Genomic DNA, 13,156 nt, shown 5'->3' on the forward strand with positions numbered 1-13,156 from the left:
GTCAGGTCAACGCCCCGCAGCCGTTAAAATGCTGCAACCATCAAGCCCACCAGCCCGCCAGTTCGCGGCGCACCAGCGCCTCCAGCATGGCCATTCCGGGCGCCCCGTCATTGAGACAGGCAAGGACCGCAAGCTTTTCGCCGCCCGCTTCCTCGAAAACTTCACGGCCGCGGATCGCCAGTTCCTCCAGCGTTTCCACGCAATCGGCCGAGAAGCCCGGCGCAGCGATGGCGATGCGGCGGGTGCCGGCTTTCGCCTCTTTCTCCAGTGTGGTTTCGGTGGCGGGTTCAAGCCATTTGGCGCGGCCGAAGCGGGACTGGAAACTGGTCTCGATGCGCAGGCCCGGCAGGCGTGCGGCCAGCCGCTCGCGAAGCAGGCGGGCGGTGTTCAGGCAATGCGCATGGTAGGGATCGCCCAGTTCGCGCGTACGCTCGGGCATGCCGTGAAACGAGAGCAGCAGCAGTTCCGGCACGAAGTCCAGCGCCTCCACCTGCGCGGCGAGGTCGTTTTCCAGCGCCTCGATGTAGCCCGGATCGCCGTGGTAAGGCGGCAGGGTGCGCAGCGCTGGCTGCCAGCGCATCTTGCCCAGCGCATCGCCCAGGCTGTCCATCACGGAGGCGGTGGTTGCCCCGGAATATTGCGGGTAGAGCGGCGCGACGAGTACCCGTTCGTAGCCTGCATCCTTCATCGCCTGAATGCGCGAGGGGATCGAAGGGTTACCATAGCGCATCGCCCAGTCGACTTTCACGCCGTCACCCAGCATTACCTGAAGGGCGCGTGCCTGCGCGGCCGTGATTGCGGCCAGCGGGGAGCCTTCGTCCGTCCAGACCTGCGCATAGGCATAGGCGGACTTCGCGGGACGGGTGCGCAGGATAACGCCGTGGAGGATCGGCTTCCATACGAGAGCCGGAATCTCGATCACACGCGGGTCGGAAAGAAACTCGGCAAGGTAGCGCCGTACCGCCGCCGGGGTCGGCGCGTCGGGAGTGCCGAGGTTGACCAGCAGGACGCCGACCTTCGAGGTATCGGGAGAAGTAACCGGGGGCATCACAAATCCTCACCAAAGAAGGGCAGGCGGCGCAGGCGCAGGCCCGTCGCCGAATAAAGCGCATTGGCGACCGCCGGGGCGACAGCGGCAACGCCCAGTTCGCCGGGATCGGCGGGCTGCGCCTTGCTATCGATGAACTCGACTTCGATCGCGGGGCAGTCCGCCAGAGTGGGCAGGCCCATCGCGGCAAGACTGTCGCCATCGGGCCGGCCGCCCTCATAACGGACAGCGCACCCCAGCGCGAGCCCGAGGCCGAAGACGAGGCCGCCCTCGATCTGCTGGCGGGCAATGTCGAGATTGACGATGCGGCCGATGTCGGCAACGACGCTAAGGCGGTCCACGCGCACGCCGTTTTCATCGCGCCGGGCGCTGGCGACAACGGCGATGCGCCCCTCTCCCATTACATGGCAGGCGATGCCCTGACCGCTCGCATCGCCCCCGCCGCCCCACTGCGACAGCGCCGCGACACGCTGGAGACACTCCGCAAGGCGGGTGTCCTTGCCCAGCATCGCCATGCGATAGGACAGCGGTTCCCGGTTCGCCTTGTGGGCGAGTTCATCAACGAAGCTCTCGTTGAAGAAGGCAGTCCAGGCGTGGGCATTGCCGCGCATCCGGGCCGTGGGCAGCCCGATCTTCACAGGGACGTGGTCCACCACGATGTTGGGAATGTCGTAAGGGGGCACCGCGCCTTCGAGGGCCATCGGGTCCGCCTTGCCCGCAACCGCATCAAGGGCGTCGAAAGGCGTATCGCCCCCCAGCAGACGTCGGCCGAATTCGCGCGCGGTGGCGGGAACGGCGACGCGGGCACGCCACCCGGCGACAGCCCCTTCGGTGTCCACCCGAGCGCCCATGATCGCGACGACAGGGGCCCGAGGCAGCCCGGCACGGAATTCTTCGCGCCGAGTCCAGGTGAGTTGAACCGGCTTGCCGATGGCCTTTGCTATCACCGCCACTTCCACTGCAGGTTCGTTTTCCAGACGGCGATCGAAACTGCCTCCGATCGCCATGGGATAGAGCACGACGGCACGCGTATCGAGGCCAATGGCGCGGGCGGCAGCCTCGCGGGTCGCCTCAGGCGCCTGGGTTCCGGCCCAGAGTTCGAGACGGCCTTCGCTGAAATGCGCAGCGGCAGCGGCGGTCTCTATCGTCGCGTGAAGGGCCGGGGCGACTTCGTAGCGAAGCTGGAGCGGCAGCCCTCCACGCAGACTTTCCCGGTCGCCCTGTGCATGGATCGTCGCGGCGTCGACGGTGTGCATGGCCTCGTCCATCGCGGCGTCCACCAGGTTGGAATCGGCCCCGGCGGCAACCTTGAAGCGCGGCGCCATGCGGGTCAGGGCGGATTGCGCGGTCCAGCCGTCGGTGGCAACGGCAGCGACCCAGGCACCGCCGTTCGTCATGCCGCGCACGATGCCAAGAAAACCGCGCATTCCCTTGACGGCCGCTTCGTCGAGGCCAGAAATAGACGTGTTCAAGCCGATCGGCGCGTGTGCAATCGCGGCGTGGACCATTCCGGGCAAGCGCACGTCGCCCGCGAAAGTCCACGAGCCGTCGACTTTCGCGGGCAGGTCAAGCCGGGGATAGCGCAGCGGCGCGCCGGGGGGGAATTCGCCCGGTCGCTCTGCAATGGCCAGCGCCCGCAGCGGCGGGGGCAAGGGCGGAGAGAAGGCAGCGGCTTCCTCGGCGAGCGGACCGAATGGAAGGCGCTTGCCTTCGTGGGTCACGAAGCCGTCCGCCGCCTCGCACTCCTCCCAGCCGACGTTCCAGCGGGCCGCCGCCGCCTGCATCAGCATCGCGCGCACCGAAGCTGCGGCGGCGCGGGCCGGGCCTTCGTAAGCCGCCAGTTCCGTGCCATCTGCGGTAACGTTGAAGCGGCGGTCCTGCGCCCAGCGCCTGGTCAAAAGGTCGTCCGGCTCGTCTGCCAGGGACGGAGCCAGCGGCATCCACAGCGGCGCCCACTTCGCCGCCAGCACGAGATTGGCGTAAAGCGCGCTGACCGGGGCCTGTTCCACCGCGACCTGCCGCCAGTCCGCGCCAAGTTCATAAGCGACCACTTGGGGGATGAGAGTGGTGATACCCTGCCCCATCTCGACTTGCGGCACAGCCACGGTAACGACGCCGTCGCTGCCGATCTTGATCCAGGCGTCGAAGGCGAACTCACCCTTGGCCGGCTCAAGCGGCAGGGGGTAGCGGCGCGGGCGCAGCATGTAGCCGAGCGCAAGACCGCCCCCGGCCAGCCCTCCGACAAGAATGCCGCGCCGCGTGACCGCCATCAGGGAGCCTTGTCCAGCCAGTCGCCCACCGCCTGCGCAAGCGCGGCGAAGGCCTCTGCCTGGGGGCCCTCGCCTGCGGCAGTGGGTGTGCCCGCATCGGCCTCGCGCCGAATCGCTATATGAAGCGGAATGCGTCCCAGGAACGGCACGTTCATCTCCCTGGCAGCCAGTTCCGCGCCGCCGGAGCCGAACGGATCGCTCACCTCGCCGCAGTGGGGACATGCGTATCCGGCCATGTTCTCGACCACGCCGATCACCGGCACGCCGCCCTTGGTGAACAGTTCGGCGGCGCGCGCCGCGTCCATCAGCGCAAGGTCCTGCGGGGTCGAGACGATCACCGCACCGGCCGGCTTGAAGCGCTGGAGCATGGTCAGCTGCACGTCGCCGGTGCCGGGCGGCAGGTCGATGACGAGCAGTTCCGCGTTATCCCAATGCGCCTCCACAAGCTGGATCAGCGCCCCCGCGATCTTGGGACCGCGCCAGGCGATTGCCTGCCCCGGCGGCGTAAGATGCGCCATCGACAGCACCGGCACGCCGCAGGGGCTCTGCACCGGCACCAGCTTGCCCTGATGCGCGACCGCACGGGTACCTTCGGTTCCGAGCAGACGCGCCTGTGAAGGCCCGTAGATATCCGCGTCGACAAGGCCGACCTTTCGGCCCTCACGCGCCAGCGCAACGGCGAGATTGGCAGCCAGCGTCGACTTGCCGACACCGCCCTTGCCCGAGCCGACCGCGATGATGCGCGGGCCTTGTCGCGGCGCGGGGACAGGCTCGGCCTTGTCCGCCATCATCGCCACGTGCACTTCGGATACGCCCGGTGCGCCGGACAGCGCGCCCTTGATCTCGGCCTCAAGCCTTTCGCGGGCCAGCGAGCCCAATCCGGCAGCGTCGAGCACGAGGATCGCCCGGCCGCCGACCAGCCGCAACGACTGCAGGCGCGCTCCGGCGTCTCCCGGCAGCAGGGCCTTCAGCCCGTCTCCGCTACCATCGCCTGTTCCTTCGCCGCTGTTCACTCTTGTCTCCGGGATGTTTCCGGTTTGCTTCCGGCTGGGGACCTGTCCCCAAATCACGCCGCTCAGGTGGCGTACCCGAGGAAAAAGGGCAAGAGAGGCACTGTTATTTGCCCGAGGTGTTCTTATAGATAGCCTCATGAAAGCTTTCGGTGGAGCAGGAACGCGCGGCAGCGCGCCCGGAGACGACGCAGCACAAGAGGGTGTCCTGGCCATGGCCGGCCGCAACAGCCCATGGGGTGGTGGCGGCAGCAATGGAGGCGATGACACCGGGTCCGGCAATGCCGGCAACGACGGGCAGCCCGGTGACGAAGGCGAAGCGCCTTCCCCCGGCGCGCCCGCACCCAAGGGCGAGGAAGGCCGGCCCGGCCCGCGCAACCCCTGGCTTCCCAGCGGCGACACTCCGCCGCCCCGGCGCTCTGCCGGGATCGAGGACATCTTCCGCGGCCGCGACCCGCGCCGTTCGAGCGGCGGCGGCGGCGGCGGAATGGGCGGAGGCTTTCCCAACTTCCCGCGCCGGCCCGACGGTTCCTCGTGGCTGCCACTGGGTATCGGCGCGGCAGTCGTCGTCGTGCTCGGCATTTCCAGCCTGCACATCCTCGGCCCCAAGGAGCAGGGCGTGGTGACACGCCTCGGCCAATATTCTCGTACGATCGATTCCGGCACCAGCCTGACCCTGCCCTGGCCGATCGAACAGGTGGCGGTGGCCGACGTACGCTCGTTCTCGGTGGACATGATCCCCGACGACGAAAACGAGAAGCTGATGCTGACGAGCGACAAGAGCCTTGTCGATCTCAGCTATCTGGTTCGCTGGAACATCAAGGATCTCAAGAACTACACCTTCCGCCTGGCCGACCCCAAGGAAACCGTGCGCGAAGTGGCGGAAGCCGCGATGCGTGCCTCGATCGCCCAGATCACGCTATCCGACGCTCTCTCCGGCTCCGGCCGCGCTAAAGTGGAGCAGGACGTGCGCGAACGGATGCAGCGCATCCTCGACGGTTATCGTTCGGGCGTGTCGATCCAGGGCGTCGAGATCAAGAAGGCCGATCCGCCAAGCAAGACCAAGGGCGCCTTCGACCAGGTCAACGTCGCCCAGCAGGAAGCAGAGCGCGACCGCTCGGAGGCCCGCGCCTGGGCCCAGCAGGTCATCGCCCGCGCCGAGGGCGACGCCACCGCCTTCGACAAGGTTTACGAGCAGTACAAGCTGGCACCCGAGGTCACCAAACGCCGCATGTATTACGAGACGATGGAACGCGTGATCCGCGACAACGATACGGTCGTCGCCGAAAAAGGCGTGACCCCTTATCTGCCGCTGTCCGAATTCAAGCGCCGTGCGCCTGCCGATAGCGCCGCCGCCCCGGCAGGCGCCGTGTCGGCCCCCGCCCCGGCGCCTGCCGACACCAAGGGAGGCCTGTGATGAGCAACCTCCTGCAGGACTACAAGGCAGCATGGATCGCCGCCGGCGTCGTAGCCGTTGGCCTGATGCTCAGCGTCATCATCGTCCCCGAGGACCAGCAGGCCGTGGTGGTCCGCACCGGCAAGCCGGTGAACGTCTATAACGCGTATTCCGAGAAGGCCGATTTCGGGCAGACCGATGCCGGCGTCCACTTTCGTATTCCCTTGGTCGAACAGGTCATCCGCATCGACAAGCGGCTGCTTTCCGTCGACATGCAGCAGCAGCAGGTACTCTCCACCGACCAGCAGCGGCTCAACGTCGATGCCTATGCCCGTTACCGCATTGTCGATCCGATCCGCATGGTCGAAAGCGCCGGCACCGCCGAGCGCGTGACGCAGCAGCTCGAGCCGATCCTGTCCTCGGCCGTCCGTCAGGAACTGGGCAAGCGCACCTTCCAGTCGCTGCTCACTGCCGAGCGCGGCGAAGCGATGGAAAATATCCGCAAGAGCCTCGACCACGAAGCACGCGAATACGGTGCCCAGATTGTCGACGTGCGCATCAAGCGCGCCGACCTGCCCGAGGGAGCGCTGGCAGCCGCCTTCACGCGCATGGAGGCCGGACGCCAGGAAGAAGCCAAGACGATCGCCGCACGCGGCCAGCGCGACGCCCAGATCATCCGCGCCGACGCCGATGCCCAGGCATCGAAGATCTACGCCGCAGCCTTCGGCAAGGACCCTTCGTTCTACGACTTCTACCGTGCGATGCAGAGCTACTCGGTGTCCTTCGCCAAGGATCAGGGCGGCAAGACGATCCTGCTCTCACCCGACAACGCCTATCTGAATCATTTCCGGGAGCCGTAAGCGCTCCCGTCAGTTTGAGGCTGGTTCGCTGTCGCCCGAAGCCTGCAGAATAGCGGATAGCGCATCATTCAAATCCGGTTAAGCTCACCGGGCCTCAATCGGTGGTGAGTTTCCCGGTCGGTGCGAAAGCAAACGATCATACGCCCGGTCGGTGCGCCAGCAGCGACCATACGGAGGAATCAAAGGACGTGAAGCCCGTGCGATACGTTTATGGATTGACCAGCGCGCTCCTTCTTGGAGGCGCAGCTGCCACCCTCGTCACAGGCTACCCCGCAGGCGCGCAGGTGGCCCAGAACGAATCCAGCGAGATGTCGAAGATGGTCCCGCGCGCAGGCGCCCCGGCCAGCTTCGCGGACCTGACGGCACAGCTTGCGCCGGCCGTCGTCAACATCTCGACCCGCCAGAAAGTGCAGGTCGCCAGCGGCGCCGGTGCGAATCCCTTCGCCGGCACCCCGTTCGAGGGCCTCTTCGGCGGCGGCGGCGGCGGTGGCGGTGCCCCGCAGACGCGCGAAGCGCAGTCGCTGGGTTCGGGCTTCATCGTCTCCGCCGACGGTTATCTCGTGACCAACAATCACGTTATCACCGCTGAAGGCAAGGGCCAGGTCGAATCGATCACGGTCACCATGCCCGATGGCACCGAATATCCCGCCAAGCTCATCGGCAAGGATGCCGCATCGGACCTCGCCGTGCTGAAGATCGATGCCAAGAAGCCCCTCCCCTTCGTGAAGTTCGGCGATAGCCGCAATGCCCGCGTAGGCGACTGGGTGATCGCCATCGGCAACCCGTTCGGCCTCGGCGGCACGGTAACGGCGGGCATCGTCTCTGCCGTCTACCGCAACACCGGCGCGGGCGGCGCTTACGATCGCTACCTGCAGACCGATGCCTCGATCAACCGCGGCAACTCGGGCGGCCCGATGTTCGACATGAGCGGCCAGGTCATCGGTATCAACAACGCGATCTTCTCGCCCACCGGCGGTAGCGTCGGCATCGGCTTCGCCATTCCGGCAGAGACCGCCGCCCCGCTCGTCCAGAAGCTCATCAAGGGCGAGGCGATCGAGCGCGGATACCTGGGCGTGCGCATCCAGCCGATCAACGAGGACCTCGCGGACTCGCTCGGCCTTGAGCACAACAAGGGCGAATTCATCCAGATGGTCGAGCCTGACGGCGCGGCTGCCAAGTCCGGGATGCAGGCTGGCGACGTCGTCGTGAAGGTCAACAACAAGGAAGTTACGCGCGACCAGAACCTCTCGTTCCTGGTATCCAACGTTGCTCCGGGTGCCCGCATCCCGATCGAGGTGATCCGCAACGGCAAGCGCATGACCCTGAACGCCACGGTCGCCAAGCGCCCGACCGAGGAGGAACTGCAGCAGTCCTTTGACGCCAACTCCGATCAGGGCGACGATGCTTTCGGCAACGCACCGACCCAGCAGGAGCAGGGCGCGGTGGAGAAGTCGCTGGGCATGTCGGTAACCCCGCTGACCTCGCAGATCGCTCGCCAGCTGGGGGCAGCCGATGGGACCAAGGGCGTCGTCGTCCTCGCCGTCGACCCCAACTCGGACGCCGGCCAGAAGGGCTTCGCGCGTGGGTTCATCATCCTGGAAGCCAACGGCAAGCCCGTCACCAACCAGGCCGACCTCAACGCAGCAGTCGCCGCCGTCAAGGCCGATGGGCGTTCTGCAATCCTGCTACGCGTCCAGCCGCGCGGCCAGCCCGCAACCTTCGTGCCTGTCCGCCTGCGCTGACCGCCACGAAGACCTGATGCGAAACGCCCGCCGGAGCAATCCGGCGGGCGTTTTCGTTTGTGCAAGAGCTGCGACGGGTCGAGGTGCTGCCAGGATGCAGGTGAGCCGGACTCCCCCCAGCTACTCGGCGCTTCGCATGCGTCGGCGCAGACCAGACGTCCACGCCCCCTCAAGAACCGCTCCGCCGTCTGCCTGATATTCGCCAGCGAGCGGGAAACCGTCAGCCCTGACCTAACCGACCCTCCCCGCGACGGAGAGGATCGGCGTTAGGCGTTCAGAACTGCGTGCCAGGTGTCGCCGCCGCCGTGGGCCGAGATGTCGGCATGACGCGCAGCGGCGCTTGTGTGGGCCGCGTGCCCGGATAAGCGGCGCCCTGGCCCTGGCCCTGCCTCAGCCCTGGGTCCTCGCGTCCGCGCCCGCGTCCGGTCGCCCGGTCGAGGAAATCTTCGCCAACGGCCGGGGGCGGTGCGCCCTGCCCGCCGCCCTGCGGGCCGTAATCCGGCACCATGGCAGGTCCGGGACCTTCCGAACCGTCCTCGTAACGCGGCTGGTCACCGATGCCCGGACCGACGTCGGGGCGCACCATATTGCCGTTCTCGTCGGTGTAGTAATAGTCCTCGGGGTTGCCCTGCATCTGCTCGTCGTCCGGCTCCAGCTGCCACTCGGGGAGCTTGAGCTGCGTGTCGAACTGTTCGACCGGGCGCTGGGCAACGGCGACCTTCATATAGTCTGCAAAGGCCCGCGCCGGAGCATGGCCGCCCGACAGGCCGGGCACCGGCTTGGCATCGTCGCGCCCCATCCAGACGCCGGTGGTGACCCCGCTGGAGAAGCCGAGGAACCAGCCGTCCTTGTTCGAGCTGGTCGTCCCGGTCTTGCCCGCGACCGGTCGGCCGATCTGTGCCGCGCGCGCCGTGCCGGTGGCAACGGTAGTCTGCAGCAGATCGGTGATGCCCGCGGCGACATAGTGCGGCACCAGTACCGAACCGCGTACCGACTTGTGCTCGTAGAGCAGTTCACCCGACGTCGTCGTCACCTTGACGATGCCATAGGGCTCTACCGAGGTACCGCCGGCCGAAACGGCGGCGAAAGCGCGGGTCATGTCGATCACACGCACTTCGGAAGTGCCCAGCACCATGGCCGGCTTGGTGTTGATCTGGCTGGTTATGCCAAAGCGCTTAGCCATGCTGGCGACGGTACCGAAACCGACCTCGTTGCCCAGCTGCGCGGCGATGGTGTTCTTGGAATAGGCGAAGGCGGTACGGATATCGATCTGCCCGGCGAACGTGCGCCCGGCGTTCTGCGGGCTCCACCCGTCGATCGTCACCGGCTCATCGACCACGTGGTCGTCGGGCGTGTATCCGGCTTCCAGCGCGGCGAGATAGACGAACAGCTTCCACGCCGAGCCGGGCTGGCGCAGCGCGCTGGTAGCACGGTTGTAGTTGGAATTGACGTAGTCGGTGCCGCCCACCATCGCGAGAACCGCACCGTCACGGTCGAGGCTGACGAGCGCACCCTGCGCGCCCTTGGGCACGTTGGCATCGACCGCCTTCGTCGCGGCATTCTGCATGACCGGATCCAGCGTGGTCCAGACCTCGATCGGCTCGTTGTTCTCGGGAAGCAGCATATCGAGCTGGGGGAGCGCCCAGTCGGTGAAGTAGCGGACCGAATTCTGGCCTTTTTCCTTCGCGACGCTGACGTTCGTGAAATCGACGTTATCAGCCTCGCTCTGCGTAATCACGCCCGCGCGTGCCATCAGGCCTAGCACGACCTTGCCGCGCCCGATCGCCGCTTCGACGTCGGCCGTGGGCGAGTAGTTCGACGGCGCCTTGACAAGACCCGCGATGATCGCAGCCTCGGCGGTCGACAGTTCGGTGCCGGGGTGACCGAAGAACTTGCGGCTGGCCGCGTCGACGCCGTAAGCGCCGCCGCCGAAATAGACCTTGTTGAGGTACAGCTCGAGAATCTGTTCCTTGCTGAACTTGCGCTCCAATGCCAGCGCCAGCACCATTTCGCGCGCCTTGCGGGTCCACGAACGGGTGTTGTTGAGGAAGATGTTGCGCGCGAGTTGCTGGGTGATCGTCGACGTCGCCTTGGCGCGGCTGTCCGTGGTCAACGAGACGTAGACCGCGCGAACCAGACCGATCGCATCGACACCGGGATGCTCGCGAAAACGGCGATCCTCGACCGAGACCAATGCGTCGCGCATGATGGGCGGAATGTCGTTGTAGCTCAGCCACCGGCCGTAGCTCGGCCCGAGCGACACCAGTTCGCGCCCGTCACGCGCACGCACGACGATCATCTGGCCGTTCTGGCTGCTCTTGAGAGCGCTGTAATCGGGCAGTTCACGCATCGTGAAGAAGATCGCGGTGCCGAGGAAGATCGCGCCCAGCAGCCCCAGCGCGGCACCCCAGACAAGGACGCCGCGCACTATCCGCCGCCACAGCGGCTTCTTGGCAGGCTGCGTGGATGCGCCGCGCGTTACGCGGTCGCGGCCGGAATTCTTGGCCATGGGTAAGGTACAAACCCCGATATAAAACAGATGTGACGGTCGGTCCTACACCTTGCACGGGAATTTGTAACCCGAGGTGAACACTCACCCTCCGCCGCCCTCTGCGCGGGCGGCGGAGGAGTCAGGCCCATCAATCCTTGGGCTCGAAATCCAGCGAAGCGCTGTTGATGCAGTAGCGCAGGCCAGTGGGTCCGGGGCCGTCGGGGAACACATGACCCAGGTGGCCGTCGCATTTCGCGCAATTGACCTCGGTACGTACCATGCCGTGCGACAGGTCGCGGTGTTCCTCGACCGCAGTGCCTTCGACGGGCGCGGTGTAGCTCGGCCAGCCACAGCCCGAATTGAACTTGTCGTCCGAAGCGAACAGCGGCGCCCCGCAGCCGGCGCAGGTATAGAGGCCTTCCTGTTTGTTCTTGTCGTATTTGCCCGTGAACGCCCGCTCAGTGCCGGCCTGCCGCAGGACGTGGTACTGCTCGGGCGTCAGGCGGTCGCGCCATTCGGCTTCGGTGAGTTCGATCTTGTCGGTCATGCAAGGGCTCCTTTGCCGACAGATATGGGCCGAAATGCGCTGCGATTCCAGAGGCCCTTCTACCGCAGGCGCTCGGCGGCGTAAGGCGTGCCATCCTTGTGGCAGTACCCTGCCTCGCCGAACTGCATGTCGATGTCGGAATAGGCGCCCGACCCGTCCGGGTTGCCCGCGCTCACCGCGATGAACGTGCAGTTCAGGTCGGTCTCGTTGATGAGATGGTGCCCGTTGGTAATTCCCTTCGCCCAGGCGCAGACGTCGCCGGGGCGCAGGACCGTGCGGCCAGTGTCTTCCACCAGCACCGCCTCGCCGGTCAGCATGATCAGCAGTTCGTCCTCGTCGTCGTGCCAGTGCCGCTGGCTGGACCATGCGCCGGGCTTCAGGATGACATGGCTGGCACCCATCTCCGTCAATCCCCCGGCAGGGGCGAGGCGCCGCCACCAGCGGCCCTCCACCGCGGCATCGAAAGGCGCAGGGTAGCCGGTGCGGTTCGACGGCGCGATAGTTTCAATGTCGAGTTTGGGCATATCCCGCGCTGCGCTCCCTATGGTCATGGATAAGGTGTTGTGCGATGGCGCTGGCCTATGTCCCAGACCGCATCCCTCTCCGCAAGCGTCCTCGACCTGGCCGAAGCGCTGATCGCCTGCCCCAGCGTCACCCCTGCCACCGGCATGGTGTTCGACTGCCTCGAGGGCCAGCTGGCACCGCTCGGTTTCGAAGTGACCCGATTCCTTGCGGGTGAAGCGCCGGACGGACCGGTCGAGAACATCTTCGCGGTGCGCCGCGGCCCGGCAGGCTCGCGCCATTTCTCCTTCGCGGGCCACCTCGACGTGGTCCCGCCGGGCGAAGGCTGGACCAGCGGCGCGTTCCTGCCCGAACGGCGCGGAGAGCTGCTCTACGGCCGCGGCGCGGTGGATATGAAGGGTTCCATCGCAGCGATGGTCGCGGCGGTGGCGCAGATCCCTGCGGATGCAGGCACGATCAGCTTCATCATCACCGGCGACGAGGAAGGTCCGGCACGCTTCGGCACCCTCGCGCTGATCGACCTGATGCGCGAAAAGGGGGAAATCCCCGACCTCTGCCTCGTCGGCGAGCCTACTTCGGTAAACCGGCTGGGCGACATGATGAAAGTCGGCCGGCGCGGGTCGGTCAACATCTGGCTCGAGGTCGAGGGCGTGCAGGGTCACGTCGCCTACCCCCACCTTGCGGACAACCCGATCACAAAGCTGGTCGCGATGCTCGCCGACCTGGACGCCATCGTCCTCGACGAAGGCACCGACTGGTTCCAGGCGAGCAACCTTGAGATCACCGACCTGACCGTTGGCAATCCCGCAACCAACGTCATCCCGGCCAAGGCTTCGGCGCGCATCTCGATCCGCTTCAACGACTTGCACACCGGCGAGGGCCTTGCCCGCCGGGTGAGCGAAATCGCGCAGACCCACGGCGGCAGCGCCCGCGCAGTGATCTCGGGCGAAGCATTCCTGACCCAGCCCGGCCCCTTTTCGGCCATGCTGGCAGAAGCGATCCAGGCAGAGACCGGCGTAACGCCTGAGCTTTCGACCAGCGGCGGCACTTCCGACGCCCGCTTCCTCAAGGACCTGTCGCCAGTCATCGAGTTCGGCCTGTGCAACGCGACGATGCACAAGCGGGACGAGGCGGTCGCGGTTGCCGATCTCGAAACGCTCGTGCGTATCTATGACCGCGTGACCCGGGCGGCCCTCGCCCAAATCTGAATACCGCGCCCCTGAAGGACCGGGAAAAACCGGGTGTAGCGTCGTTGACCGGAGAGGTTACG

10 protein-coding genes are annotated in these 13,156 nt (G+C 66.5%); 4 read left to right on the forward strand and 6 right to left on the reverse strand.

Annotated features, from left to right (window positions below):
* Positions 1-40 precede the first annotated feature (40 nt).
* The 3 genes from hemH to GVL61_RS12090 are packed head-to-tail and all read right to left on the reverse strand — an operon-like array spanning position 41 to position 4,109.
* On the reverse strand, positions 41-1,048 hold the full coding sequence (gene hemH / locus GVL61_RS12080; RefSeq protein ID WP_159980323.1) for a ferrochelatase: 1,008 nt from the start codon (positions 1,046-1,048) through the stop codon (positions 41-43).
* Positions 1,048-3,318 carry a molybdopterin cofactor-binding domain-containing protein gene (locus tag GVL61_RS12085; protein ID WP_159980325.1) on the reverse strand — a complete coding sequence of 757 codons (2,271 nt, stop codon included), beginning with the start codon at positions 3,316-3,318 and terminating at the stop codon, positions 1,048-1,050. Before GVL61_RS12085 ends, hemH begins: the two co-directional genes overlap by 1 nt.
* Positions 3,318-4,109: a P-loop NTPase gene (locus tag GVL61_RS12090; RefSeq protein ID WP_200844808.1), complete on the reverse strand. Its 792-nt coding sequence runs from the start codon at positions 4,107-4,109 to the stop codon at positions 3,318-3,320. The genes GVL61_RS12085 and GVL61_RS12090 overlap by 1 nt, the downstream gene beginning before the upstream one ends.
* Before the next feature lie 433 nt (positions 4,110-4,542).
* Between GVL61_RS12090 and GVL61_RS12095 the strand changes: the two genes are divergently transcribed.
* From GVL61_RS12095 to GVL61_RS12105, 3 genes are all read left to right on the forward strand, one after another.
* Entirely contained in the window at positions 4,543-5,745 is a 1,203-nt protein-coding gene (locus GVL61_RS12095; protein ID WP_159980435.1) for an SPFH domain-containing protein, read from the forward strand.
* The gene (hflC, locus tag GVL61_RS12100) at positions 5,745-6,584 is read left to right on the forward strand and encodes a protease modulator HflC (protein WP_159980329.1); all 840 of its coding nucleotides are present in this window, start codon (positions 5,745-5,747) and stop codon (positions 6,582-6,584) included. Before GVL61_RS12095 ends, hflC begins: the two co-directional genes overlap by 1 nt.
* A gap of 197 nt (positions 6,585-6,781) precedes the next feature.
* Positions 6,782-8,326, forward strand: a complete 1,545-nt coding sequence (locus tag GVL61_RS12105) for a Do family serine endopeptidase (protein WP_200844809.1) — start codon at positions 6,782-6,784, stop codon at positions 8,324-8,326.
* Between the two features lie 274 nt (positions 8,327-8,600).
* On the opposite strand, the gene GVL61_RS12110 is transcribed toward GVL61_RS12105, so the two are convergent.
* The 3 genes from GVL61_RS12110 to GVL61_RS12120 all read right to left on the reverse strand — a co-directional run bounded on the left by GVL61_RS12110 (position 8,601) and on the right by GVL61_RS12120 (position 11,888).
* On the reverse strand, positions 8,601-10,835 hold the full coding sequence (locus tag GVL61_RS12110) for a transglycosylase domain-containing protein (protein ID WP_159980331.1): 2,235 nt from the start codon (positions 10,833-10,835) through the stop codon (positions 8,601-8,603).
* Between the two features lie 130 nt (positions 10,836-10,965).
* Positions 10,966-11,364 (reverse strand): peptide-methionine (R)-S-oxide reductase MsrB, encoded by a 399-nt coding sequence (gene msrB, locus GVL61_RS12115; RefSeq protein WP_159980333.1) that lies wholly within the window; start codon positions 11,362-11,364, stop codon positions 10,966-10,968.
* Positions 11,365-11,423: 59 nt separating this feature from the next.
* Positions 11,424-11,888, reverse strand: coding sequence for a cupin domain-containing protein (locus tag GVL61_RS12120; RefSeq protein WP_159980335.1), 465 nt, complete (start codon positions 11,886-11,888; stop codon positions 11,424-11,426).
* 57 nt (positions 11,889-11,945) lie between these two features.
* On the opposite strand from GVL61_RS12120, the gene dapE reads away from it, so the two are divergent.
* On the forward strand, positions 11,946-13,094 hold the full coding sequence (gene dapE / locus GVL61_RS12125) for a succinyl-diaminopimelate desuccinylase (protein ID WP_159980337.1): 1,149 nt from the start codon (positions 11,946-11,948) through the stop codon (positions 13,092-13,094).
* Positions 13,095-13,156 lie beyond the last annotated feature (62 nt).

This window comes from Novosphingobium sp. 18050 (assembly GCF_902706195.1).
Classification (GTDB): domain Bacteria; phylum Pseudomonadota; class Alphaproteobacteria; order Sphingomonadales; family Sphingomonadaceae; genus Novosphingobium.